The organism is Geobacillus sp. CCR, from assembly GCF_052906625.1.
Window position 1 is genome coordinate 1 of the sequence record NZ_JBREBQ010000037.1, and the last position, 25,145, is coordinate 25,145.

At 53.1% G+C, this 25,145-nt stretch carries 25 protein-coding genes and 1 riboswitch; of the genes, 20 read left to right on the top strand and 5 right to left on the bottom strand.

Annotated elements, in window-relative coordinates; all coding sequences use genetic code 11:
- Positions 1-493 precede the first annotated feature (493 nt).
- Both ACVBDQ_RS14875 and ACVBDQ_RS14880 read left to right on the top strand, forming a co-directional pair.
- Complete coding sequence (locus tag ACVBDQ_RS14875; protein WP_011230113.1) at positions 494-766, top strand: YkvA family protein; 273 nt, start codon at positions 494-496, stop codon at positions 764-766.
- Between the two features lie 14 nt (positions 767-780).
- The gene (locus ACVBDQ_RS14880) at positions 781-1,473 is read left to right on the top strand and encodes a TerC family protein (RefSeq protein WP_021322501.1); all 693 of its coding nucleotides are present in this window, start codon (positions 781-783) and stop codon (positions 1,471-1,473) included.
- Between the two features lie 39 nt (positions 1,474-1,512).
- Here the strand turns inward: ACVBDQ_RS14880 and ACVBDQ_RS14885 are convergent, their stop codons facing one another.
- Positions 1,513-1,962: a hypothetical protein gene (locus ACVBDQ_RS14885; protein WP_014194961.1), complete on the bottom strand. Its 450-nt coding sequence runs from the start codon at positions 1,960-1,962 to the stop codon at positions 1,513-1,515.
- A gap of 304 nt (positions 1,963-2,266) precedes the next feature.
- Between ACVBDQ_RS14885 and ACVBDQ_RS14890 the strand changes: the two genes are divergently transcribed.
- The 6 genes from ACVBDQ_RS14890 (at position 2,267) to ACVBDQ_RS14915 (ending at position 9,843) form a co-directional block, all read left to right on the top strand.
- Complete coding sequence (locus ACVBDQ_RS14890) at positions 2,267-4,342, top strand: carbon starvation CstA family protein (protein WP_138187273.1); 2,076 nt, start codon at positions 2,267-2,269, stop codon at positions 4,340-4,342.
- Positions 4,335-4,538 (top strand): YbdD/YjiX family protein, encoded by a 204-nt coding sequence (locus ACVBDQ_RS14895; RefSeq protein WP_011230117.1) that lies wholly within the window; start codon positions 4,335-4,337, stop codon positions 4,536-4,538. The genes ACVBDQ_RS14890 and ACVBDQ_RS14895 overlap by 8 nt, the downstream gene beginning before the upstream one ends.
- Positions 4,539-4,691: 153 nt before the next feature.
- The gene (locus tag ACVBDQ_RS14900) at positions 4,692-5,618 is read left to right on the top strand and encodes a ketopantoate reductase family protein (protein WP_138187275.1); all 927 of its coding nucleotides are present in this window, start codon (positions 4,692-4,694) and stop codon (positions 5,616-5,618) included.
- A gap of 139 nt (positions 5,619-5,757) precedes the next feature.
- On the top strand, positions 5,758-7,425 hold the full coding sequence (locus tag ACVBDQ_RS14905) for a glycoside hydrolase family 13 protein (RefSeq protein WP_138187277.1): 1,668 nt from the start codon (positions 5,758-5,760) through the stop codon (positions 7,423-7,425).
- A gap of 55 nt (positions 7,426-7,480) precedes the next feature.
- The gene (locus tag ACVBDQ_RS14910; RefSeq protein ID WP_138187279.1) at positions 7,481-8,017 is read left to right on the top strand and encodes a YfiT family bacillithiol transferase; all 537 of its coding nucleotides are present in this window, start codon (positions 7,481-7,483) and stop codon (positions 8,015-8,017) included.
- A 620-nt stretch (positions 8,018-8,637) separates the two neighbouring features.
- Positions 8,638-9,843 (top strand): MFS transporter, encoded by a 1,206-nt coding sequence (locus tag ACVBDQ_RS14915; RefSeq protein ID WP_096225764.1) that lies wholly within the window; start codon positions 8,638-8,640, stop codon positions 9,841-9,843.
- A gap of 63 nt (positions 9,844-9,906) precedes the next feature.
- On the opposite strand, the gene ACVBDQ_RS14920 is transcribed toward ACVBDQ_RS14915, so the two are convergent.
- Complete coding sequence (locus tag ACVBDQ_RS14920) at positions 9,907-11,091, bottom strand: class I SAM-dependent rRNA methyltransferase (protein WP_025038991.1); 1,185 nt, start codon at positions 11,089-11,091, stop codon at positions 9,907-9,909.
- 142 nt (positions 11,092-11,233) lie between these two features.
- Positions 11,234-11,341, top strand: a riboswitch (TPP riboswitch).
- 106 nt (positions 11,342-11,447) lie between these two features.
- Between ACVBDQ_RS14920 and tenA the strand changes: the two genes are divergently transcribed.
- From tenA to ACVBDQ_RS14975, 11 genes are all read left to right on the top strand, one after another.
- The gene (gene tenA, locus ACVBDQ_RS14925; protein ID WP_011230122.1) at positions 11,448-12,131 is read left to right on the top strand and encodes a thiaminase II; all 684 of its coding nucleotides are present in this window, start codon (positions 11,448-11,450) and stop codon (positions 12,129-12,131) included.
- Between the two features lie 23 nt (positions 12,132-12,154).
- Positions 12,155-12,745 carry an ECF transporter S component gene (locus tag ACVBDQ_RS14930; protein WP_011230123.1) on the top strand — a complete coding sequence of 197 codons (591 nt, stop codon included), beginning with the start codon at positions 12,155-12,157 and terminating at the stop codon, positions 12,743-12,745.
- Positions 12,746-12,759: 14 nt separating this feature from the next.
- Positions 12,760-14,211 (top strand): ABC transporter ATP-binding protein, encoded by a 1,452-nt coding sequence (locus ACVBDQ_RS14935; protein ID WP_011230124.1) that lies wholly within the window; start codon positions 12,760-12,762, stop codon positions 14,209-14,211.
- Positions 14,211-14,993: an energy-coupling factor transporter transmembrane component T family protein gene (locus ACVBDQ_RS14940; RefSeq protein WP_011230125.1), complete on the top strand. Its 783-nt coding sequence runs from the start codon at positions 14,211-14,213 to the stop codon at positions 14,991-14,993. The genes ACVBDQ_RS14935 and ACVBDQ_RS14940 overlap by 1 nt, the downstream gene beginning before the upstream one ends.
- 16 nt (positions 14,994-15,009) lie before the next feature.
- Entirely contained in the window at positions 15,010-15,615 is a 606-nt protein-coding gene (gene tenI, locus ACVBDQ_RS14945; RefSeq protein WP_011230126.1) for a thiazole tautomerase TenI, read from the top strand.
- Positions 15,616-15,618: 3 nt separating this feature from the next.
- Positions 15,619-16,752, top strand: a complete 1,134-nt coding sequence (gene thiO / locus ACVBDQ_RS14950; protein WP_011230127.1) for a glycine oxidase ThiO — start codon at positions 15,619-15,621, stop codon at positions 16,750-16,752.
- Entirely contained in the window at positions 16,749-16,952 is a 204-nt protein-coding gene (gene thiS, locus ACVBDQ_RS14955; protein ID WP_011230128.1) for a sulfur carrier protein ThiS, read from the top strand. Before thiO ends, thiS begins: the two co-directional genes overlap by 4 nt.
- A 2-nt stretch (positions 16,953-16,954) precedes the next feature.
- Positions 16,955-17,722, top strand: a complete 768-nt coding sequence (locus ACVBDQ_RS14960; RefSeq protein ID WP_013146257.1) for a thiazole synthase — start codon at positions 16,955-16,957, stop codon at positions 17,720-17,722.
- Positions 17,719-18,744 (top strand): thiazole biosynthesis adenylyltransferase ThiF, encoded by a 1,026-nt coding sequence (locus ACVBDQ_RS14965; protein WP_011230130.1) that lies wholly within the window; start codon positions 17,719-17,721, stop codon positions 18,742-18,744. Before ACVBDQ_RS14960 ends, ACVBDQ_RS14965 begins: the two co-directional genes overlap by 4 nt.
- A 520-nt stretch (positions 18,745-19,264) precedes the next feature.
- Positions 19,265-20,320, top strand: coding sequence for an RNA-guided endonuclease TnpB family protein (locus tag ACVBDQ_RS14970; RefSeq protein ID WP_014194752.1), 1,056 nt, complete (start codon positions 19,265-19,267; stop codon positions 20,318-20,320).
- A gap of 228 nt (positions 20,321-20,548) precedes the next feature.
- The gene (locus tag ACVBDQ_RS14975) at positions 20,549-21,820 is read left to right on the top strand and encodes a hemolysin family protein (protein ID WP_011230132.1); all 1,272 of its coding nucleotides are present in this window, start codon (positions 20,549-20,551) and stop codon (positions 21,818-21,820) included.
- An 84-nt stretch (positions 21,821-21,904) separates the two neighbouring features.
- Here the strand turns inward: ACVBDQ_RS14975 and ACVBDQ_RS14980 are convergent, their stop codons facing one another.
- The gene (locus ACVBDQ_RS14980; RefSeq protein WP_011230133.1) at positions 21,905-22,117 is read right to left on the bottom strand and encodes an alpha/beta-type small acid-soluble spore protein; all 213 of its coding nucleotides are present in this window, start codon (positions 22,115-22,117) and stop codon (positions 21,905-21,907) included.
- 289 nt (positions 22,118-22,406) lie between these two features.
- Between ACVBDQ_RS14980 and ACVBDQ_RS14985 the strand changes: the two genes are divergently transcribed.
- Positions 22,407-22,649, top strand: coding sequence for a hypothetical protein (locus ACVBDQ_RS14985; RefSeq protein WP_011230134.1), 243 nt, complete (start codon positions 22,407-22,409; stop codon positions 22,647-22,649).
- Positions 22,650-22,731: 82 nt separating this feature from the next.
- Here the strand turns inward: ACVBDQ_RS14985 and ACVBDQ_RS14990 are convergent, their stop codons facing one another.
- Complete coding sequence (locus ACVBDQ_RS14990) at positions 22,732-23,844, bottom strand: ABC transporter ATP-binding protein (RefSeq protein ID WP_011230135.1); 1,113 nt, start codon at positions 23,842-23,844, stop codon at positions 22,732-22,734.
- 128 nt (positions 23,845-23,972) lie between these two features.
- Positions 23,973-24,863, bottom strand: coding sequence for a PucR family transcriptional regulator (locus tag ACVBDQ_RS14995; RefSeq protein WP_011230136.1), 891 nt, complete (start codon positions 24,861-24,863; stop codon positions 23,973-23,975).
- Between the last annotated feature and the right edge of the window lie 282 nt (positions 24,864-25,145).

Below are 25,145 nucleotides of genomic sequence, written 5' to 3' on the forward strand. Positions count from 1 at the left end.
CTCCGGGATGGTGGTTGGGTGTAAAAAAATGGAATATCGTATCATCGCCTCAAGATGAGGGATGAGAGTCCGAAAGCGCTTACGATATCAATTCCTGAAAATGGTTCGCTAACTAGTGATTGACAACGCCCGTAGTGAACCGAAAAAATGTTCTCCACAAAGTCTTGACTGACTCTTGTCAAGAAAAAGAGTTGACAACAGGTATAAATATTGAATATCATGAAAATATAAAAACGAATATAGTTTCTTTTGTTAAAGGGGAGTAGCTTTAACAGCAAAGTCGTCAGTTCAGGGCGCATGCCCTCGGCTTTGTTGGCAACGGCGACGTTGTTAGCGAGACCTTTACCGATGTTGGTAAAGGTCTATTTTATTTATGGAGGCCTTTACCAAAGATGGTAAGGGCCTTCTTTCATTTCATGAAACAAAAGGGGGGAAGATAATCGTAAAGGAAGATAGGTTCGGTTTCAAAAGAACAAAAAGTGGAGGGGATGGCATGCGTAAATGGTGGAAACGGCTTCGCTTCATCGTCCATGTCCGGCGTTTTCTACCGTTTTTGTTTGAATTTTTCGTTTCTCATGAAGTGCCAATGCGAAAAAAATTGTTTTCCGTCGGTTTGCTGCTTTTGTATATAGCGCTGCCGCTTGACCTCATTCCGGATTGGCTTGCGTTGTTTGGTTTGATCGATGATTTGGCCGTCTTCCTATTTATTTTGCAACAAGTCATTAAGATGGCTCCGGTTTCATTAAAAGAAAAATATAATCTGTAAAGGGGGATTCTTCCATGGATCTGTTGTCAGTAGAGTTTTGGACGGCGTTGCTGTCGATCGTCATTATTGATCTTTTGCTGGCAGGGGATAACGCCATTGTGATTGGATTGGCGGCCCGCAACTTGCCCAAATACCAGCAAAAAAAGGCCGTTGTCTGGGGGACGGTAGGCGCTGTCGTCATCCGGGCGTTGGCGACGATCTTCGTCGTCTGGCTGCTGAAAATCCCAGGGCTTTTGCTTGTCGGCGGCGTGCTGCTTGTCTGGATCGCCTATAAGCTGCTTGTTGAGGGGAAGGGCCACGACGATGTTGAAGCCGGGGGAAATTTATGGGAGGCGATTCGCACGATCATTATTGCCGATGCGTTGATGGGGCTTGACAACGTATTGGCGGTCGCCGGCGCCGCGCACGGAAACTTTCTCCTCGTCGTTCTTGGGTTGCTCATTTCCGTTCCGATCATGGTGTGGGGCAGCACGCTTATTTTAAAATGGATCGAGCGCTTCCCAATCATTATTACGATCGGCGCCGGTGTCCTCGCCTGGACGGCGGCGAAAATGATCGTCGATGAGCCGTTTTTAAAGGCGTATTTTGCCAATCCTGCCGTGAAGTATGGATTTGAGTTGCTTGTTGTTGCCGCTGTCATTGTGGCGGGAACGATGAAAAAACGAAAAAGCGCCAAAGAGCCGCAACCGAAAGCCGCCAATGAATAATTGGCGGCTTTTGTGGCTGGGCAATCACCAAGCGGATGGCTATTTCCATTTCAGCAGCAGAAATTGCAGCAGCCATCCAATGGAGAGCCCGGGGATGACAGATAAGATCGGCAGCCAAATCGGTCCAAAAAACACGCCGCCGATCGTCACGTGCGACGAGTACATCAAGCCGACCGTCACAAAGTAGGCGGAGACGACAAACGGCAAAAACGAGTACGGCGTTTGCCCGCCGCCAGCGTCTTTAAACGCATCCCACATGGCAAAAAAGTATAAACATGGATAAAACATCAGCCATCCGATATCGACAATGCGGGCGGCCTCATCCGTACGTCCCAAAAAGCTGAGGCGGATGGCTTCATTGAAATGGGATTGGGTGTTAATCACAAATTCCAACGCAATAAACAAAATTCCTTTTATATACTTTTTGTTCAACAGTTGCCCGAATCCAGGCAAAGCAATGCTCCATAACAATGCTTCGATCGCTTTCACCTTCTCGAACCCTTTACTGAGATAGTATTAGTTGATCGTTGCTTTGTCCGTTGCACCGTCAGATGGAGCTGGAGACAATCGATGGGTGCTTCATGGTCAGTTGCTGGTTAAGCCGATGGGTGCAATTACATTTTTTGCGCCAAAGACTTGTTTTATACTTTTTTGCAATAGGAATGCAGAAAAACTTTCCTATAGAACCAAACGATATGTTAGCTGAAGATAAAAAAATACTTTAAATTTTTCAGAATAATGAATATAATAGTGACGTAAAGGATTTTGACAAATAAATAAAGGGGGAAGCCGTGTGAAGGGGCTAAAATCGATTTTGTTATGGGGCCTGATTTCCGTCCTTGGGGCCGCAGCGTTTGCCATTTTGGCTTTAAGCCGCGGCGAATCGGTCAACGCCATGTGGCTTATCGTCGCCGCCGTCTGCACGTATGCGGTCGCTTATCGGTTTTACAGCCGGTTTATCGCCCGCAAAGTGTTTGGTCTTGATGATAACCGGAAAACGCCAGCGGAAGTGTTCAATGACGGGAAGGACTATGTTCCGACGAACAAATGGGTGCTATTTGGCCATCACTTTGCCGCTATTGCGGGTGCGGGACCGCTTGTCGGACCGATTTTGGCCGCGCAGATGGGCTATCTGCCTGGGACGCTTTGGATTGTGATCGGCGTTGTGCTCGGCGGAGCGGTGCAAGACTTTGTCATTTTGTTCGCTTCGATGCGCCGCAACGGGAAGTCGCTCGGCGAAATGATTAAGGAAGAAATGGGTCCGGTGACGGGCTTTATCGCAGCGCTTGGCATTTTGGGCATTATGATTATTTTATTGGCCGTATTGGCGCTCGTTGTCGTGAAAGCGCTTGTCGGAAGCCCGTGGGGGATGTTTACGATCGCCGCGACGATTCCGATTGCGATTTTGATGGGCATTTACATGCGCTTCATCCGTCCAGGGCGCGTTGCTGAAGCGTCGCTTGGGGGATTTGTGCTGTTGATTTTGTCGATCGTGGTCGGGCAATATGTCGCGGAGCACCCGACGCTCTCGGCGATGTTTACGCTCAAAGGGGAAACGATCGCCATCTTAATGATCATTTATGGCTTTGTCGCTTCGGCGTTGCCGGTATGGCTGTTGTTGGCGCCGCGCGACTATTTGAGCACGTTCTTGAAAATCGGCACGATTGTCGGATTGGCGCTCGGCATTTTCGTTGTGATGCCGGACTTGCAAATGCCGGCAGTGACGAAATTTATCGACGGTACAGGACCGGTCTTCGCCGGCAATTTGTTCCCGTTCTTGTTCATCACGATTGCCTGCGGCGCAGTGTCCGGGTTCCACGCGCTCGTTTCATCCGGCACGACGCCGAAGATGATTGAGCTTGAAAGCCATGCGCGGCCGATCGGCTACGGTGCGATGTTGATGGAGTCGTTCGTCGCGGTTATGGCGATGGTGGCGGCTTGCGTCTTGACGCCAGGGGCGTATTTTGCCATCAACAGCCCGGCGGCAGTGATCGGCACGGATGTCGTTCAGGCGGCCAAAGTCGTGTCGTCGTGGGGATTTACGATCACCCCTGACATGCTGACGGAGCTGGCGAAGGACGTCGGCGAGCAAACGGTGTTGTCGCGCACGGGCGGGGCGCCGACGTTGGCGATCGGGATGGCGCACATTTTATCGAGCGCCATCGGCGGCAAGGCGCTCATGGCGTTCTGGTATCACTTTGCCATCCTGTTCGAAGCGCTGTTCATCTTGACGACGATTGACGCTGGCACGCGCGTCGGCCGCTTTATGATCCAAGATATTATGGGGACGTTCTACAAGCCGCTTGGCAAAACGGATTCGCTTGCCTCGAACTTGATCGCCACGACCCTTTGTGTGTTGGCGTGGGGTTACTTCCTGTACCAAGGCGTCGTCGATCCGCTTGGGGGCATCAACACCCTATGGCCGCTGTTTGGCATCGCCAACCAAATGTTGGCGGGCATCGCCTTGTTGTTTGCGACGACCATTCTATTTAAAATGGGCAAAAAGGCTTATGTTTGGGTGACGCTCGTGCCGACGACATGGCTTTTGGTCGTCACGCTGACGGCGGGGTATCAAAAGCTGTTCCATGAAAACGTTAAAATTGGTTTCTTGTCGCATGCGAAAATGTTCCAAGACAGCTTGAGCCAAGGCAAAATTTTGGCGCCGGCCACGAATGAGGCGCAAATGCGGCAAATTATTATGAACGACTACATTGATGCGACATTGTGTGCGATTTTCATGCTCGTTGTGATTGCGATGTTGATCTCGGCGTTGAACATCTGGATCAAAGTGCTGCAAAACAAACATGTGCCGCTCAAAGAAGCGCCGTACGTGCCGCGCGATGGAGAAGGAGCGAAGCATTATGCCTAAATGGCTGCAAAACGTTTTGGCTTATCGCCGGCAGTTTCTTGACTTGCTTGTCGGCGTGCCGAGTTATGAAAAATATGTTGAGCATATGAAAACCCATCACCCTGGCGAGCCGATTAAGTCGCGGAAAGAGTTTTTCTGCGAGGCGCAAGAGGCGCGCTACAATGCCAAAGGCGGCAAAGTGTCGCGTTGCTGCTAGCGGACGAGAAGGAAGGAGGGGCGCGTTCCCTTCTTCCTTTTTTCTTCTTGTTTATCATCGTGGAGAAACATGTTCGATTGGCGGCATGGCTTTTGTGAAAGACGTTGGAAGCGTAGGATCAACCCTCAAGTAGAGAAAGGAGCTGTACATACGATGCGCATTCTGTTTGTCGGAGCGGGAGCGGTCGGCGGGTATTTCGGCGGCCGTCTTCTTGAAAAAGGGGTGGACGTAACGTTTCTTGTCCGCGAGCGCAGAAAACAGGAACTGGAGAAATACGGGCTTGTCATCCACAGCATCCATGGCGATGCGGTATTGGCGCCGAAATTGCTTGTTGCCGGTGAATCGGCCGAGCCATTTGATCTTGTCGTGTTCTCAAACAAAGCGTACCATTTAGACGGCGCCATCGCCGACGCGAAACCGTATGTTGGAGAGGCGACGATGATTTTGCCGTTGTTAAATGGCATGGCCCATATGGAGGCGTTATGGAAGGCGTTCGGCCGCGAGAATGTCTTAGGCGGGCTTTGCTTTATCGAAACGACGTTAAACGAGAGAGGGGAGATCATCCAAACGAGCCCGGCGCATGAGATGCGTTTCGGCGAATGGCCCGCAGGACGGACTGAACGGGTGAAGGCGCTCGAATCGCTGTTTGCCGGCGCCAATGCCCGTTTTCGCCTAAGCGAACAAATTGCGGCTGATATGTGGAATAAATATTTGTTCATTGCGACGATGTCGGGCGTGACGACGCTGTTCCGCGCCCCGATCGGGCCGATTCGCTCCGGCGAGTACGGGAGCGTCATCATCGACCGGCTGTTTCGCGAAATCAAAACGATCATCCAAGCGCATGGGGCGCCGTTGACCGATGAAATGGCCGAGCGGCAACGCACCCAGCTCGAACAGATCGCCCCAACGATGAAATCGTCCATGCAGCGCGATATGGAAAAAGGACAGCTCATCGAAGCCGACCATTTGCAAGGGTATTTGCTGGCATTGGCGAAACGGCATGGCATCCATGCCCCGATGCTTGAGGCAGTATATCACAATTTAAAAATTTATGAAGCGAGCCGCGCAACCGGTGAGTGACCAGTTGTTCAACCCAGCCGTTTGGCAGGAGCGTGCAGCCCCGCCAAACGGCTGTTTTTTGAGAAAAAGAGAAGTTGTTTACCGCACCAATATCGTGTACAGTTAATAGTGAAAACGTGTGCACAAGGAGGAGGCAACCTTGAAAAAAACATGGTGGAAAGAAGGCGTTGCGTATCAAATTTATCCTCGCAGCTTTATGGATGCCAACGGCGACGGCATCGGTGATCTTCGCGGCATCATCGAAAAACTGGATTATTTGGTGGAGCTTGGGGTCGATATCATCTGGATTTGCCCGATTTACCGATCGCCGAACGCTGATAATGGATATGACATCAGCGACTATTATGCCATTATGGATGAGTTTGGAACGATGGATGACTTCGATGAATTGCTTGCCCAAGCCCATCGGCGCGGGTTGAAAGTCATTTTGGATTTGGTCATCAATCATACGAGCGATGAGCATCCGTGGTTTATCGAATCGCGGTCATCGCGAGACAATCCGAAGCGCGACTGGTACATTTGGCGCGACGGCAAAGACGGGCGCGAACCGAACAACTGGGAAAGCATTTTCGGCGGCTCGGCATGGCAGTATGACGAGCGGACGGGGCAGTACTATTTACATCTTTTCGATGTGAAACAGCCCGATTTGAACTGGGAAAACAGCGAGGTGCGCCAAGCGCTGTATGACATGATCAACTGGTGGCTGGATAAAGGCATCGACGGCTTTCGCATCGACGCGATTTCCCACATTAAGAAAAAGCCGGGTCTTCCCGATTTGCCCAATCCGAAGGGGCTGAAGTACGTGCCGTCATTTGCTGCGCACATGAACCAGCCAGGGATTATGGAGTATTTGCGAGAGTTGAAAGAGCAAACGTTTGCACGATATGACATTATGACGGTCGGCGAGGCGAACGGAGTAACGGTTGATGAGGCCGAACAATGGGTCGGGGAAGAAAACGGCGTGTTTCATATGATTTTTCAGTTCGAGCATTTAGGGCTTTGGAAAAGGAAAGCAGATGGTTCGATCGATGTCCGCCGGCTGAAGCGGACGTTGACGAAATGGCAAAAAGGATTGGAAAATCGTGGGTGGAACGCGCTCTTTTTGGAAAACCACGACTTGCCTCGATCGGTGTCGACATGGGGAAATGACGGCGAGTATTGGGCGGAGAGCGCGAAGGCGCTTGGCGCGCTCTACTTTTTCATGCAAGGGACGCCGTTCATTTACCAAGGGCAAGAGATCGGGATGACGAACGTGCAATTCTCCGACATTCGCGATTACCGCGATGTCGCTGCCTTGCGTCTGTATGAGCTCGAACGGGCGAACGGCCGGACGCATGAGGAAGTGATGAAGATCATTTGGAAAACCGGGCGCGACAACTCGCGCACCCCGATGCAATGGTCTGATGCCCCGAATGCAGGGTTTACGGCTGGCACGCCATGGATCAAGGTGAACGAAAACTATCGTACGATCAATGTCGAGGCCGAGCGGCGCGACCCGAACTCAGTATGGTCGTTTTATCGACAAATGATTCAGCTTCGGAAAGCGAACGAGCTGTTTGTTTACGGAGCGTACGATCTGCTTTTGGAAAATCACCCATCCATTTACGCGTACACAAGAACGCTTGGCCGCGATCGGGCGCTTATCATTGTCAACGTATCCGATCGTCCTTCACTTTACCGCTATGACGGCTTCCGCCTTCAGTCAAGCGATTTGGCGCTTTCGAACTACCCGGTCCGTCCGCATAAAAATGCGACGCGTTTTAAGCTGAAGCCGTACGAGGCGCGCGTATACATCTGGAAAGAATAAGAAGGAATTTGCCTTTCCGTGTGGAATAAATGCATACGGAAGGGAGATGATCAACATGGCAACGGTCGATCCGATTCGCTACCCGATCGGAACGTTTCAAGCGCCGCAGCAGTTTGAGGCTGGGGAGGTGCGAAAGTGGATAGCTGCCATCCGCGGACTGCCGAACGACTTAAGAACCGCTGTTTCCGGCTTGAACGATGAGCAGCTGAACACGCCGTATCGCGACGGCGGCTGGACGGTGGCCCAAGTCGTCCATCATTTGGCTGATGCAAGCATGAATGCGTTTTTGCGCACGAAATGGGGAGTGACGGAAGACGGCCCAACGGTGAAGCCGTTTGCGGAAAGCGAATGGGCGAAAACAGCTGATGCCCGTACATTGTCGATTGAATCGTCGCTTTTGCTGCTTGACGGGCTGCATGCGCGCTGGACGGTGTTGCTTGAATCGATGACGGAGGTGGATTTTCACCGAACCATTCGGCCGGAAGGGGCAGCGGGGGAGATGCCGCTGTATGTATTGACCGCGTTGTATGCATGGCATGGGAAACATCATACCGCACAAATTGTGTCGTTGCGCAAACGAAAAGGATGGTAAAGGCTGCCGATTGTTCGGCGGCTTTTTTCTTCATCCTATTTCGCGCAGGAGACTCCCACTTCAACGACCAAAGGGAGTAAGTGGGAGAGGAATGCGCGTTCCCCCTTTCTTTTGTGTATGATAGAATAAAGGCGTGGAGAAAACCGTTCAATAAAGGCACTCCAATAACGGCTGCTCGATGTATGGAGTTGGTTGCAGGAAACGTTGCAACCGCAAAACATCGAGCGTAGGTCCGTCTGTTGTGTGTGGAAGCCAAGTACTGCCAACAGACACACCGAGAGAATCGGTAACGATGCAGGCATGACCTGCGTCGTTGGGCAGTCGTCAACCTGCCCCCTGATGCAACCCCAAGTCAAGGAAGGAGGACGAAGTCCGTTTGCACTTCTGGGGAGTTGCAAGCCCCCACTTCAAGCGTTAGCTAAGTGGGGGTAGTTGACGCATCATAGAAGGATGGTGCTGCGCAAACAACACCCGGGAACCGCCGGCTGGGCGGGGCTTTTTTGTCGTCATCTTGCCGGGAGAACGGTGAAATCGCATTTTGCTTAAACGGCGGCATAGGATTATGTTATACTAACAAATATTAAGGGACACGAAATACATCGTTCGCAAGGGGGATCGGTATGGGAGCGGAGCAGCAGCCGCTTATGGCAGAACAAAAAGAAAAAATATGGACGAAAGATTTTGTTTTGATTTGTTTGGCCAATTTTTTTGTGTTTCTTGGGTTTCAAATGACGCTGCCGACCCTTCCGCTGTTTGTCGAGCATTTGGGCGGCAATGATCAGCTGATTGGCGTTGTCGTCGGTGTGTTTACGTTTTCGGCGCTCATCGTCCGTCCGTTCGCAGGCCATGCGCTTGAGACGAAAGGGCGCCGGTTTGTGTTTTTATTGGGGCTTCTCATTTTTGTCATTTCTGTCGGTTCCTACAGCTTGATCTCAAGCATTTTCCTTCTCTTTTTGATGCGGGTCGTCCAAGGAATCGGCTGGGGGTTTTCGACAACCGCTTCCGGAACGGTGGCGACGGACATCATTCCAGCGAGTCGCCGCGGGGAAGGAATGGGCTATTACGGGCTGTCTGGGAATATCGCCTTGGCGTTTGGTCCGTCGCTTGGACTTGTGCTTGCCGCTATGATTCCGTTTAGCCATCTGTTTGCCATTTGTGCGGCGCTTGGAGTCGCTTCGGTGCTGTTTGCCGCCGCAATCACGTATAAAAAAGCGGAAGCCGTGCATGGCAAAGGGGCGAACAGATGGGATTTGTATGAAAAAAGCGCTTTGACCCCGTCGTTGCTGTTGTTTTTCTTGACGGTGACGTTCGGCGGCATCGCCTCATTCTTGCCTCTATATACGGCGCAAAAACAGATCGGCGGCCTGCAGCTGTACTTTTTGCTTTACGCGCTTGCCTTGATGGTGACGCGAACGTTCGCTGGCCAGTTGTATGACCGAAAAGGGCATCGGGCCGTCTTTCTCCCTGGTGCGGGGCTTATTTTGCTGGCGATGCTTCTTCTCGCTTGGCTGCCGGGAGAATGGGCGTTGCTTTTGGCGGCGGTGCTGTACGGTTTCGGCTTTGGCATGGTGCAACCGGGGCTGCAGGCGTGGTCCGTCGAGCGGGCGCCTGCCCACCGCAAGGGAATGGCGAACGCGACATTTTTCTCGTTTTTTGATTTAGGGGTCGGCGTCGGGGCGATAGTGTTTGGCCAAATCAGCCATTGGTTCGGCTATCCGAGCATTTATTTAGCTGCTAGCGGTTCGGTGTTCCTTTCGATGCTTGTCTATCTGTCGGTCTTGCATAAAGAACAATCGCTTCGCCCCAGGGAACGAAAAAACGCTTAGGGATAACCCCTAGGCGTTTTTTCTGCCCAGCGGCGCATCGAAACGGCCTTTGAGGGCGGCTCGTCACCGCCGGGAATGCACTTCGTAAATGGCGAATTTTAAGTAGTCGCCTTCTTCCGCGGCAAGGAGTTTCGGGTGGTCGTAGCCGGCGCCGTTCCAATATACTTGGCGCAGCACTTTTTTTGCGTCAAATGCCGCATCAGCGATCATTTCTTGAAATAGGTGCGGGCGGACGTGGTACGAGCAGCTTGATGTGACGAAAAAGCCGCCGTCTTTGACAAGCTTCAATCCGTTTAAGTTAATGTCTTTATAGCCGCGCAGCGCCTTCGGGACGGCATGGGCCGATTTCGCGAATGCCGGCGGGTCGATGATGACGACATCCCACTGTTTGCCGGCGCGCACTGATTCGCGCAAATAGTCGAAGGCGTTGGCGACGACAAATTCAACGTTCGTGAATCCGTTTAACGCGGCGTTCCGTTTCGCCGTTTCGATGGCATGTTCGGAAATATCGACGGCAGTAGCATGTTTTGCCCCATACAGACAAGCGTTTAGCATAAACGAGCCGGTATGGGTGAAGCAGTCGAGCACGGTTGTCTCCGGACCGATGAGCGGACGAAGAGCGGCGCGGTTTTGCCGTTGGTCGAAGAAAAAGCCTGTTTTTTGTCCGTTTTCAATATCGACGATGTATTTCACGCCGTTTTCCTCGATTTCGATTTCCGTTTCCGCTTCCCCGTACCAAAAGCCTTTTTCTTGTTTGAGACCCTCAAGCTCCCGAACGGACACATCGTTGCGCAAATAAATGGCCCTTGGGGCAAACACGTCAAGCAAGCCGCGCAAAATCCAGTCTTTCCGCCTTTCCATGCCGAGCGCCAAAATTTGCACAACAAGCACATCTTCATATTTGTCGACGATCAATCCGGGCAAAAAGTCGGCTTCGCCATAGACGGCGCGGCAGGAGCGAACGCCGGGAATCATCCGTTCACGGTACGCCCACGCCTGACGGATGCGGTCGATGAAAAAGCGCTCATCGAGTTCATCGTTTGGGTTTTGCGTCAAGACGCGGACGATGATTTGCGAAGCGGGGTTGATATATCCTTTCGCCAGCCAATACCCTTGATGATTGTAAACGTCAACGAAGTCGCCCGGCGCAGCATCGCCTTCGATGCGGTCAACTTCACTTTGAAAAATCCATGGATGCCCTTGCTCAAGCCGTTTTTTCCGTTCTCTTTTCAGGATGACCTTCGCCATCGTTTCCACTCCCATTCCGTCGTCAATTGCTGCGTTTCCATCATAGCGGATTGCAACGCATAGCGCAACGTCGGAGAAAAAAAGATTGACAATCGTTCGTGCCATGGTATGATTAAGTGTAAAGAAAACTGAAAATTGCACCATCATCCACTAGGGGGGCCTTTAGAAAGGCTGAGATCAAAGTGTGCCTTTGAGACCCTTAGCACCTGATCTGGGTAATGCCAGCGTAGGGAAGTGGAGGAGCAGCACAGCAAGGCTAGGCTTTGCCTTGCCAACGTCGCATGCCCACGCCGCTTTCTTTACGCCAATCGGCAAAGGAAGCGGCGTTTTTATTTTGCCAAAAAGGGGGAAAACGAATGTCATTTGCCAAACAATTGCGCCAAGCGGCCGATCCGATCTGGCAGGCGAGTTTCCGCCATCCGTTTGTTCAGGAGCTTGGCCAAGGGACGCTTGCGCGCGAGAAGTTTCGCTATTACGTGATGCAAGATGCCTATTATTTGCGCCATTTTGCCCGCGTGCAGGCGATCGGGGCGGCGAAATCGCCGGATTTGGCGACGACAGCCCGGTTGGCGCACCATGCACAAAGCACGTGCGAAGCCGAGCTGTCTCTGCATGAAACGTTCGCCGAGCTCTTGGGCATTACAGAAGAGGAAAGGGCGGCGTTCATTCCGGCGCCGACGGCGTACGCCTATACGTCGCACATGTACCGCGCGGCGTACGAAGGGCATCTCGGTGATGTTATCGCCGCCATTTTGCCGTGCTACTGGCTGTATTACGAAATTGGCGAGCGCTTGAAAACGTGCCGCCCGAACGATCCGATTTATGAAAAATGGATCGGCACCTACAGTTCGGACTGGTTCCGCTCGCTTGTGGAAGAGCAAATCGCGCGGCTTGACGACATCGCTGACGAGGTCACCGAAGAGGATCGCCATCGGATGAAGCGGCATTTCCTCATCAGCAGCGAATATGAGTACGAGTTTTGGGAGATGGCGTATCGGCTTGAGCAGTGGCCGTCGGCTGAATTGGCGGCGAGCCGTTGACGTGAGACAAGGAGGAGAACAGGATGGAAGTGAAGACAAAAGGGTTAAGATTGGTGGATATTTTAACGACGATCGTCATTGCGATTGTGTTTGGCGTTATTTACAAATTATGGGGACCGCTATATAGCGCGGTGGGAGCAGTAGGGTTTCATCTCGATCAATTCATTTACGGCATGTGGTTTATCGCCTCCTCGCTCGCTTATTTGCTCATTCGCAAGCCAGGGGTGGCGTTGCTCGCGGAGATTGCGGCTTCGTCCGGCGAGCTGATCATGGGATCGCAATGGGGGCTTGAAGTGCTCATTTACGGGGTCGTTCAAGGGCTGTTGGCCGAGCTCGTCTTTGCCGCCTTCCGCTATCGGCGCTTTGATACGTTCGTTGTATCGCTCGGCGCGGTCGGGGCGACGATTGGCTCGCTCATCATGGACTTTTACAAAGGCTATATTGAGGCGCTCGCCCCATGGAATATGGCGCTCTTTTTGCTGGCGCGTTTTATCGGCGCCATCCTCATCTCCGGCGTGCTTGCTGTTTCATTGGCGAAAGCGCTCGAAAAAACCGGAGTGACGCAAATGTGGCGGCCGGCCTCGAAAGACGATTACGATGCATTGAACCGGTAAGGCGGCGAATGGCGATGAAACAAGCAATTGCGATTGATCGGCTGCGCCTGAAATTTCCCGGGAGCGACGGGCTGCTGTTTCGCGACTTGTCGCTTTCGATTGCCGAGGGGGAGAAAGTGCTCCTCCTTGGTCCGTCCGGATGCGGCAAGTCGACATTATTGCAAGTGATGGCTGGCATCATTCCCCGCTCGATCGATGTGCCGATGAAAGCGGAGCGCCTTAAGCGGCCGGAACGGTGGGGCTATGTTTTCCAAGATCCTGATGCTCAATTTTGCATGCCGTATGCGGACGAGGAAATCGCTTTTGCCCTCGAAAATCGAAGCGTGCCGCGCCACGAGATGCCCGTCCGCATCCGTGCCCTGCTGAACCAAGTCGGTTTGGAGATCGCTCCGCATACGGATATTCATACGCTTTCCGGTGGAATGAAGCAGCGATTGGCTCTTGCTTCGGTGCTGGCGCTTGAGCCGGATGTCTTGTTTTTGGATGAGCCGACGGCGCTGCTTGATGAAGAAGGGACGAAGGCGGTATGGCAAACGGTGAAGCAGGTGGGCCGCGGCAAAACGGTCATCATCGTCGAGCATAAAATTGACCATGTGCTCGACTTTGTGGATCGCATTGTCTTGTTCGGCCGCGATGGGCGCATCATCGCCGACGGCGAGGCGAAGGCGGTGTTTTCCGACTATAAAGACGTCATTGCCGCTGAAGGGATTTGGTATCCAGGCGTCTGGGATGACTATGACCGGACGGCAAGGCGGCGAAATCGCCATCGAGGCGAGGAGCTTCTTCGCCTCGCCCGTTTTCGCGGGTTCCGCGGCCGGGAGGCGAAAATCTATGTTCCTGAAGCAACGGTGCACGCCGGCGAATGGATTGCCGTCACCGGAAAAAACGGCGCCGGTAAAAGCACGTTGCTGCACGCGCTTATGCAACTCATCCGCACGGACGGAGAGTATATGCTGCTAGGCGCCGACATCAAGCGGCAACACCCGCTTTACCGCCATATTGCGTTTGTTTTCCAAAATCCGGAATGGCAATTTGTCGCCCATTCCGTTCGCGAAGAGCTCGCCTACTCGCTTCGGCTTGAGGGGCGGCCGAAAGAGGAAATTGAGGGAATCGTCGACCGTCTGTTGCGTGAATTTGACCTTGTTGAGCAGCAAGACCAGCACCCGTACCAACTGTCGGTCGGACAAAAGCGGCGGTTGAGCGTCGCCGCTTCGATCGTCGCCGGCCAGCGCCTCTTTTTGCTTGATGAGCCGACATTTGGGCAAGATGCAAAAAATACGTTCGCGTTGCTCGAAATGCTTGAAGCATACCGTGAACAAGGGGCGGCGATCATGATGGTTACACATGACGAACAAATCGTCCGCCGCTTTGCGACGAGACAGTGGGTGATTGAAGATGGGGCGCTCGTTCGGGACGAACGGCTTGACATCCGAGAGCCGGTGTTGGCGGAAGGTGGGGCAGGGTGATGAAATGGGAGGTTCGCTGCCGCGAGACATGGCTTCATGAGACGAACCCGAGTTTGAAGCTCATTGTGCTTGTCGTGCTCTTTTTCGCTGTCTTGTTCATTCATAACCCGAACGTGCTGATTAACGTTTCGCTCGCTCTCTTCGTTTTGTTTTGCTTTGGCACCGGCTATCCGGCGAATGTGTTGTTTTGGCTGTTTTTGCCGTTTTTCCTCGTGTTTGTTTCGACGGCTTCATCGATGATGATGTTTGGCGAGGGAACGACGACATGGGTTCGCTGGGGGCTCATCCATGTTACAGCGGAAAGTTTTTGGCGCGGGGTGCACATCGGGTTTCGCGCTTTGGCGCTTGGGCTTCTCGGATTGATTTTTTCGCTGACGACCCGGCCGGTTCCGTTGTTTTATTCGCTCATGCAGCAGTTGAGACTGAAGCCAAAGTATGCGTACAGTTTTTTGGCGGCCGTTCGCCTATTGCCGATTATGCTTGAAGAGTTTCAGGCGATCCGCTATGCGTTAACAGTGCGCGGCGTGCCGAATAAGGGCGTCCTCAGCAAAGTGAAGCGCTACGCCATTCCGCTGTTGTCGCAAAGCATCCGCCGCGCCCAGCGCATCGCCGTGGCGATGGAAGCGAAACAATTTTCCGGCAGCGGGCGGCGCACGTTTTATTATGAAATCGGGTTCGGCAAATATGATATTTGGCTTGTCGCCTTGTTTGCCGCTTTGATGTTCGCCGCCTACTATGTCGGTGTTCATTATCCGTATATTTCTATAAGCGATGTACGGTAGAAAGAAAGGGATGGCGATGGGGGTTCTCCATTTCGTTTCCACCGGGCGTCAGACGGTTGACGAATTTGCCGCGATTTGTGCGCACACCCATCCGTATGCCGACCTGATTCATATTCGCGAAAAAGGGAAGACGGCGCGTGAAGTGGCGGCGTTTGTCGCGGCACTGCTTCGCGTCGGGGTGCCGCTGCAAAAAATCATCGTCAATGACCGGGTTGATGTCGCCGCTGTCTACGGTGTCAAAGGTGTGCAGCTTGCTTATCACAGCCTGCCGGTGCGCGCCGTCCGCCGCTCGTTTCCGGACTTGACGGTTGGTTGCTCGGTGCACGGGTCGGAGGAGGCGAAACAGGCCGAACAGGATGGCGCTCACTTTTGTTTGTATGGCCATATTTTTCCGACGGACAGCAAGCCCGGTTTGCCGCCGCGCGGTCTGGACTCGCTTGCGGAAATCGCGGCCGCCGTGTCCATTCCAGTCATCGCCATTGGCGGCATTCACGCCGGCAACGCTCGTCGGGTGCTGGAAGCGGGCGCAGCCGGGGTGGCAGTATTGTCGGCTGTTTTTTTCGCTGCTGACCCCGTTGCTGAGGCTAAACGGCTGGCAGACATCGTGAAAGGGAGGGGATAGGGGATGACGCATCGGTATGACGTCGCGATCGTCGGCGGCGGGGTGATTGGGGCGGCCATCGGTTTTGAGCTCGCCAAGCGGCGGCATCGCGTCGCCATTTTTGAAAAAGGAACGATGGGAAGCGGGGCGTCAAGCGCGGCAGCCGGCATGCTTGGGGCGCAATCCGAGTTTTCGACGTCAAGCCCGCTTGTGCCGCTTGCCTTGCAAAGCCGAGCTCTCATGCCGGCCTTGGCTGAAGAGCTGAGGGAGAGGACCGGCATCGATATCGGCCTTGTCGAAAAAGGATTGATCAAACTAGCGACAACGGAAGAGGAAGCAGACGATCTCTATCGCCATTATACATTTTGGCGGGGCATAGGCGAACCGGTGCAGTGGCTCACGAAAGGGGAGGCGCTTGAAATGGAGCCGCGTCTTGCGGCGGAAGCGCTTGCCGGCGCGATGTACATCCCTGGCGATGGGCAAGTGAGCGCTCCGGATTTGGCCGCCGCTCTTGCCTATGCCGCCGCCTCCGCCGGCGCTTGTCTGTACGAGTATACGGAAGTGTTCGACATCCGTTCCGACAGCAGTGGGCATGTGTTAGACACAACAGGCGGGACGTTTGCCGCCGAGGCGGTCGTCATCGCTTCCGGCGCTTGGGCGGCGCGGCTCGGCGCGCGGGTCGGGCTTTCGCTTTCCGTTTATCCGGTCAAAGGAGAATGCGTCATGGTGCGCGCCCCGGTTCCGTTGTTGCAAACGACTGTATTTGCGAAAAACGGCTGCTACATCGTTCCGAAATCAGGAAACCGGCTGCTCATCGGAGCGACGTCCACGCCCGGCACGTTCGATCGACGTGTATCGGCCGGTGGGGTGATGAACTTGCTTCACCGCGCCGCCCACCTTGTTCCGGACATCGAACAGGCGGAATGGGTGGCATCATGGAGCGGCATTCGGCCGCAGACCGAAGACGGCTTGCCTTATCTAGGCGAGCATCCGGAGCGGCGCGGCTTATTCGTCGCTGCCGGACATTACCGGAACGGCATTTTGCTCAGCCCATTGACCGGTCTGCTTGTCGCCGACTTAGTGGAGCGGAAAGAGACGGCGTTTGATCTTGCGCCATTTTCGTTGACACGCCATATCGGAAAGGTGGGGGTGGAATGACGTTAGTGATTAACGGGGAGACGGTCGCCGTGCCCGACGAGGTGAAAACGGTGGGCGATTTGCTTGCCCATTTCCGGCTTGAGAACAAGCTTTGCATCGTCGAAGTCAATGTCCGCATCATCCAAAAACATGAGTATGGGACGACGGTGCTATGCGATGGTGATCGCGTGGAAATCGTTCATTTTGTAGGAGGCGGTTGATGATGTTGAAAATTGGCCCATATGAATTTTCTTCGCGGCTGTTGCTCGGCACGGGCAAATATCCGAGCTTGGACGTGCAAAAAGAAGCGGTGGAAGCATCAGGGGCGGAAATTTTAACGTTCGCCGTCCGGCGGATGAACATCTTTTCCCCGGAGCAGCCGAACTTTTTAGAGCAGCTCGATTTAAGCAAATATAAGCTTTTGCCGAACACCGCCGGGGCGAAAACGGCCGAAGAAGCGGTGCGCATCGCCCGACTCGCCAAGGCATCCGGATTGTGTGATATGATAAAAGTAGAAGTGATCGGCTGCGACAAAACGCTCCTCCCAGACCCGATCGAGACGTTGAAAGCGGCGGAAATGCTGCTTGAGGAAGGGTTTATCGTGTTGCCGTACACATCCGATGATGTCGTGCTGGCGAAGCGGCTAGAGGAGCTTGGCTGCCATGCGATCATGCCGGGCGCCTCGCCGATCGGGTCTGGGCAAGGCATCATCAATCCGCTCAATTTGAGCTTTATCATTGAGCAGGCGAACGTGCCGGTCATTGTCGACGCCGGCATCGGTGGACCGGCGGACGCGGCGCTGGCGATGGAGCTTGGCGCGGATGGGGTGCTCTTGAACACCGCTGTTTCCGGCGCGGCCGATCCAGTGAAAATGGCGAAAGCGATGAAGCTGGCGGTGGAAGCGGGCCGGCTCGGCTATGAAGCCGGACGCATCCCGAAAAAACGGTACGCGTCAGCGAGCAGTCCAACGGAAGGAATGAGTGTTGTTTGAACGAACGGTATTCCCGGCAGCAACTATTTGCACCGATTGGCGAGGAAGGGCAAAAGAAAATACGGGGAAAGCATGTCGTGTTAGTCGGCGCCGGAGCGCTCGGCACAGGCAACGCCGAAGCGCTCGTTCGCGCCGGCATCGGCAAATTGACAATCATTGACCGCGATTACGTCGAATGGAGCAATTTGCAACGCCAGCAACTGTACAGCGAAGCGGATGCGAAGGAGCGGCTGCCAAAGGCGATCGCCGCCAAACGGCGCCTTGAACAAATCAACAGCGAGGTTGAGATCGAGGCCATTGTCGGCGACGCCGGCCCAGAAGAATTGGAAACGATCGCCCTCAAGCAACGCCCTGACTTATGGATCGATGCGACAGATAATTTTGATACGCGCCTTGTCATCAATGACGTTGCCTACAAGTACAACATTCCGTGGATTTATGGCGCTTGTGTCGGCAGTTACGGTTTAAGCTGCGCCTTCATTCCGAACCGCACGCCTTGTTTGTATTGCTTGCTTGAAACGGTGCCGCAAGGGGGATTGACGTGCGATACGGCCGGCATTATCAGCCCAGCGGTGCAAATGGTTGTCAGCTATCAGATGGCTGAGGCGTTAAAAATTTTAGTGGAGGACTGGTCGGCGCTCCGCGGCAAGCTCGTTTCGTTTGACCTTTGGACGAACGAATACGCCTCCATTCGCATTGACGGGGTGAAAAAGGACGGTTGCCCGACGTGCGGACGTCATCCATCTTATCCGTTTCTTTCCTATGAACAACGGACGAAGACTGCCGTCTTGTGCGGGCGCGATTCTGTGCAAATCCGTCCGCCTGCCCCGCGCCAGTACGACTTGAATGAATTGGCGGAGCTGTTTCGCCGCCAAGGGCTTCAAGCGGAAGCGAACCCGTATCTTGTCTCCGTTTCGCTCGGCGACAAGCGATTGGTTGTCTTTCGCGACGGCCGTGCGCTTGTGCACGGCACGAAAGACGTGCAGGAGGCAAAGGCGATCTATTACCGCTATTTAGGTTGAAACGAGGGAAAATGAAATAAGGGCGTCCATTGATGGGAGGACGCCCTTGTTTTGTTCATCAAACTGTCAAAAAGACACCCTTCTCCTCCCTGCTTTTCCCGCCGGCAATATGGTACGATGAAAGAGGGGAAGAAAAGGGAGGGGAAGACGAATGGCCGAGTGGTCGGTGACATTCAACATTGCCTCATTGCTTGTTCTTGTGTATTTGATTGGTTCCTGTTGGCTTGAATCATGATGCGCCTCGGTTCATCCGGCGCATTTTTCTTTTTGGTTGTCTGGATTTATATGGAAGGACAACTCGCCAGCTATAGTCAGTTGGCGAAAAATTTGTTATATTTAAGATAGGAAGAGCGAAAACGGCTGCTGCCGGTCGCATCGCTTTGTTTCCGCTTAGCGCGGCAAGTGTGGCTTTTACAGATTCGCGAACGAGAAAGCCCACGCTCTTTAGGCGTGGGATGAAAGTGAGCCGTTTTCTTCATATGGAAATGGCATCCTGTCATTGCTGCAAGGAGGTGAATCCATGCCGACGATCACACTAAGGCTGGAACTGCACAAGCCGACGAAAACCAAACAAGACATGTATGAACGGATGACAAAAGTGAATACCGCGTTTGCGAATTGGCTGTTGAATCATCCCGAGCTGAATCAAGCAACGAGCAAACTATTTAAAGAGTTTTCGTCGCAGCGGTTTCCTTCCGCCGTCGTCAATCAGACGATTCGAGAAGTGAAGTCCCAAAAGAAAAACCAGAAAACACATAATTTTCAAACATTATGGTGTTGCTTTAACAATCAAAACGTAAAGGTGGAAAAGAAAGGAGCGTTGTACACGGTTTCCTTCCCCACACTGGAGAAGCGAATTGGCGTGCCAGTGGTTGCGCGCCCCTACCAAGAAGCGTGGCTGAATCGGCTGCTGGACGGAACCGTCAAACAAGGGGCCGCCAAGCTCTACAAAAAGAGAAAGAAATGGTACTTGGCTGTTGCGGTCACATTTGAAGTGGAACCGCGACACGAAACAAAGGTGATGGGAGTTGATTTAGGGCTTCGCTATATCGCCGTGGCCAGCGTGGGAACGAAATCGTGGTTTTTCAAAGGGAACCAATGCGCCTTTGTGCGCCGACGATATGCGGCTTTGCGGCGAACGTTGGGCAAAGCCAAGAAGCTCCAGATGATTCGCAAAATCGGCCGCAAAGAGTCCCGCTGGATGAAGGATCAAAATCACAAAATCAGCCGTCAAATCGTGAATGTTGCGCTCGCCAACGGTGTTGGCGTGATTCGGATGGAAGATTTGACAGGCATTCGGAAACGGGCAACATCGGCTAAAGAAGCAGGACGAAGCCTTCATTCTTGGGCATTTCACCAACTACAAACGATGATTGCCTATAAAGCCGAAATGGCAGGCATTCGGGTGGAGTGGGTGAATCCAACTTATACGAGCCAAACGTGTAAATGTGGACATCGAGAGAAAGCGAACCGAAACGGCATCTGCTTCCGATGCCAAAGGTGTGGATACACTCTCCACGCCGACTTGAATGGCGCCATCAACATCGCCAAAGCGATTTCGGGCTTCGCCTCCTAACCTAGCGCACTGGTCACAGGTGCGCCGCCCATGGGGGTACATCCTAACCCGATGGGACGGGGTGATGACACACCCCTAAACTTGGGCGTTGTCCGAACCAGAAATGGAGGAGGACGCGAACGACCCAAGAATCCCACGGCTTTAGCCGTGTGGAGTGTCAAAAGCATGATTCGGCGGAAAAATGGATATGAATAACATAGTCACCATCCATAGGAGTGTGAAGATTCATTGGAAGAGTGGCCGTTAAGGTTGTTCGGGTGGTTTTTCCTCTCCCTGCTCGCCAATGCACTGTTCGCTTCAGCAGAAGCCGCGTTTTCTTCGGCAAGCAAGGCACGGTTGCGGCATTATGCGGAAGAGCATCTGCACAATAAGCGTCTCCAAGCGGTGATCGGTCAGCTTGACCGCGTGTTGTTGGCGCTTGCTGTGGCCAACCGCCTCACCAGCGTCGTGACGGTCGTGCTCTTTACGGACATTGCCGTTTCGTTGCTTGGGGAACAGATGGGCTTGTTTGCCACGCTGGCGGTGATGACCGTATTATTTGTCGTCTTCGGTGAAATTTTGCCAAAATCGATGGCGAAAGAGCATGCGGAGCAGCTCGCCATCCGATACGCCGGCCTTGCCTATGGGCTGATGAAGTTGATGACGCCGGTTACGGCGTCGCTCCAAGCCTTAAAAGATCGAATCGCCAAGAGGTTCGCCAATGGGGTGGCTGTGCCGGCTGTGACGGAGGAAGATATTAAAGTGATGGTTGAGCTGAGTGAAGAAGAAGGGGTCATCGACAACAAAGAAAAAGAATTGATCCAACGTTCGCTCGATTTTGATGAAATTTTGGTCGGAGAAATTTTCACGCCGCGTGCTGATATGGTGGCGGTGGAAGTGAACCAGCCGATTGAAGAGATTCGCGACGTGTTTTTGGAAGAGAAATATTCCCGCATCCCGGTCTATGAAGGGGATATTGACAACGTGATCGGCATTTTGTCGGAAAGCGACTTTTTCAGCGAGCTTGTGCAAAAGCGGGAGGTGCGCATCCGCGATTTGTTGCGCCAGCCGTTGTTCGTTGTCGAGTCCATGAAAGTGTCGGATCTTCTGCCGGAGCTGCAAAAAAGCAAAGTGCATATGGCGATCGTCGTCGACGAGTTTGGCGGCACCGCTGGACTCATTACGCTCGAAGATATTCTCGAGCAAATTGTCGGCGAAATATGGGATGAGCATGATGAAGCGGTGAAAACGGTGCGCCAAATCGACGAGCACAGCTTCGAGTTCAGCGCCGAACTGCCGCTGGATGAATTTTGCGAAGTGATGAACATCGACGTGCCAAGGAGCGAATCGCATACGTTGGGTGGTTGGATTTTTGAGATGTTTGAGCGTATTCCAGCAGTCGGCGAAACGTTGCAATATGGATCGCTGACGTTCACCGTCCGCCAAGTCGACAATCGGCGCATTCGCAAAGTGCTTGTCTCATTGAGCCAACCGCTTGCCGAGCAGGCGGGAGGCGCCTGATTCGCTCCCCGTTCCCATATGAAAGCGCCCCGGGCTGACTGCCCGGGGCGTTTGCCATCTATATGAAGTTGTTCGTTAAGGCGGTTATTGAATGTTTCCGAATTGGCCCCCAAGTTGTTGCTGAGCCATGGCGACAAGACGTTTCGTAATTTCGCCGCCGACCGAACCGTTCGCGCGAGAAGTCGTGTCAGCGCCGAGGTTCACACCAAATTCTTGGGCGATTTCGTACTTCATTTGATCAATGGCTTGTTGAGCACCAGCGACTAACAGTTGGTTGTTGTTATTGTTGCGTGCCATCGTTGATCATCTCCTCTTAAAAATTTTTGATGGTTGGGGTGGTTGGATTTGCACCAACACTTCACGCTGCAAGGCGTGTGCCAAGCTTGGCTGAACCCACCGGCCCACCCGCCTTTGGCTTCGCCAGCGTCCCTGTTGCAACGGATGGGTGATTTCGCTGGCGGTACTCATAGTTTGGGACGTTTTTTGCCTGTTATGCATGGTGAGAATATGGGAATTTTTAACGTTTTACCGCCGTCACCATTAGGGAATATGTAAAGATAAGGAACATCTTAGAGGAGGAAGCAGCATGAATGTATGCCCGCTGTGCAACGGGTTGCGCCGGGTGACGGTGTATTGCAGCTACTGCCGGCAACCAATGGAAGATCATGGGAAAGTTACAGATTATTTCGATGACTACAGCCCGTACATGGATGCGGACGTCATGAAGCTTGTCGACGGCTATTTGCGCACGTATACGAATCATGAATGTGTTCATTTGTTTTACTGTCCGACTTGCCATGAGGAGGAAGTGCGTTTTATCAAGGAATAAGGCTGTTGATGGAGTGGAAAGGAAAGGCGTTCCGTTTTTTCGGAACGCCTTCGAATGAATCTATATGAACAACAATGGGGGGTTACTTTTCATCCGCCGCCCGGATGCGCCGTTCCGTTTCAACGTCAAAGAAATGCGCTTTGTTCATATCAAGCGCCAGGTCAATCCGGTGGCCCGGCTTGATTTCCGTGCGGGCGTCGATGCGAGCGACCAATTCTTGGTTGTCGATGCTAAAATAGATCATCGATTCAGCGCCAAGCAGCTCGGCGACTTCGACGAGAGCGGTAACTTTCGTCGCCGGAGATGCTTCAAGGAAGAGCGGTTCGTCGTGAATGTCTTCCGGACGAATGCCTAAAATCACTTCCTTGCCGACATACCCTTGCTCACGCAACACTTTCATTTTTCCTTCCGGAATGCCAAACGATGTTTGGCCGACGACAAACTTGCCGTCTTGCAGCGTTCCACGAAGGAAGTTCATGGCCGGTGAACCGATAAAGCCGCCGACAAAAATGTTTTCCGGTTTTTCGTATACCTCGCGCGGCGTCCCGACTTGCTGGATGACGCCGTCTTTCATGACGACAAGACGGGTGGCCATTGTCATGGCTTCCGTTTGGTCGTGGGTGACGTAAATGGTCGTCGTTTCCAAGCGCTGATGGAGCTTCGCGATCTCTGAGCGCATTTGCACCCGCAGTTTCGCATCCAAGTTCGAGAGCGGCTCGTCCATTAAAAACACTTTTGCATCGCGGACGATGGCCCGTCCCAATGCCACGCGCTGCCGCTGCCCGCCGGAGAGCGCTTTCGGTTTGCGGTCCAAATATTGCTCGAGCCCAAGAATGCGCGCCGCCTCGCGGACGCGTTTGTCAATTTCCGCTTTCGGGAATTTGCGCAGTTTTAAACCGAACGCCATGTTGTCATAGACGCTCATATGTGGATACAGAGCGTAGTTTTGGAACACCATGGCGATGTCGCGGTCTTTCGGCGGCACATCGTTCATTCGTTTGCCGTCGATGTAAAGATCGCCTTTGGAAATTTCCTCAAGGCCGGCGATCATCCGCAACGTGGTGGATTTGCCGCAGCCGGACGGGCCGACAAATACGATAAACTCTTTGTCTTGAATATGTAAATTGAAGTCTTTGACGGCGACCACATTGTTGTCGTAAATTTTGTAAATATGATCAAGAATGAGTTCTGCCATAACCATCCTCCTCATCGCCGAAATCGTTTTCTTGCCATTAGTGTATAGAAAAATAGGAACATTCGTAAATGGACGAGGTGCACAAAAAATGCCGCCGATTTTCGGCGACATGACAAAAAAGCGGGGGATTACGAACGGCGCCGGTGCAAGATAGCCAAATAGACGGCTGCCGCCCCTTTGAACCGTTTGATGTCAACACCAGTTTGCTCCGTCCATTTATCGATTCGATATTGCAAACTATTGCGGTGCATATACAGCTTTTTCGCTGCCATCGAGACGTTTAAGTTGCATTGCAAAAACGTCTCCATCGCCCGCACTTCCTCCTCGTCGAATCCGTCAAGAAACGAGAGGGTCCGGCGGGCTTTCTCACTGACTGCTCCTTCTTCAAAGAGCGGAAGCGGAATGACGTCTTCCCATTCGTACACCGTTCGTTTCGGCCAAAAGCGCCGAGCGGCGGAAAAACACTCTTTTTCAAGGAGAAACGATTCATATAGCCGTTCATCGACGGAGCGGATTGGGCCGATCAATAAATGAATGGCAGTATAAAAATCAGCGGCGAGCGCCTCAGCCATGTCCGCTAACGAAGGCGGCTCCGTCGTCCGCTTTTGTTTCGCTTCGACGATCAGCCCGCGCCGATCTTGTTCCCAGACGATGGCAACCGGGGAGGAAAATAAGCCGCGAACAGCGTCAGCAAACTCCTCTTTGTTGGCGATCGGCCGGCTGGCTGTAAAATGAATGAACCGGCAATACGGAGCAGCGAGCCGAGCGAGCGCGGCTGGGTCGCCGGTTGCCATCCATCGTTTCCATGCCCGCTCCTCTTCGCTTTCCGGTTCGCGTCGGCGCTCGGCGGGGGTGAAAAAAAGCGCCAGCAATCGCCGCTCCTGCTCTGTCAATCGATGCTTGGCGATGCCGATCTCATCGCCATCGGCGGTATAAAACCATTCGTAATCTTCGGGGTGTTCCGGCTGACCGTTGATGACGATGTCCCCTTCATAAAGCGATTCGAGCTCTTTTAGCATCGCGGCGCACCACTTTCCGTCAAGGATGATGTCACGCCGAAGAGGAATCGGCGTTGTTTTCATTATACCAAATCTCCGCGAATGGAAAGAAAGACAATGGATGAAAGGAGTCAGTCAAGACTTTGTGGAGAACATTTTTTCGGTTCACTACGGGTGTTGTCAATCACTAGTTAGCGAACCATTTTCAGGAATTGATATCGTAAGCGCTTTCGGACTCTCATCCCTCATCTTGAGGCGATGATACGATATTCCATTTTTTTACACCCAACCACCATCCCGGAG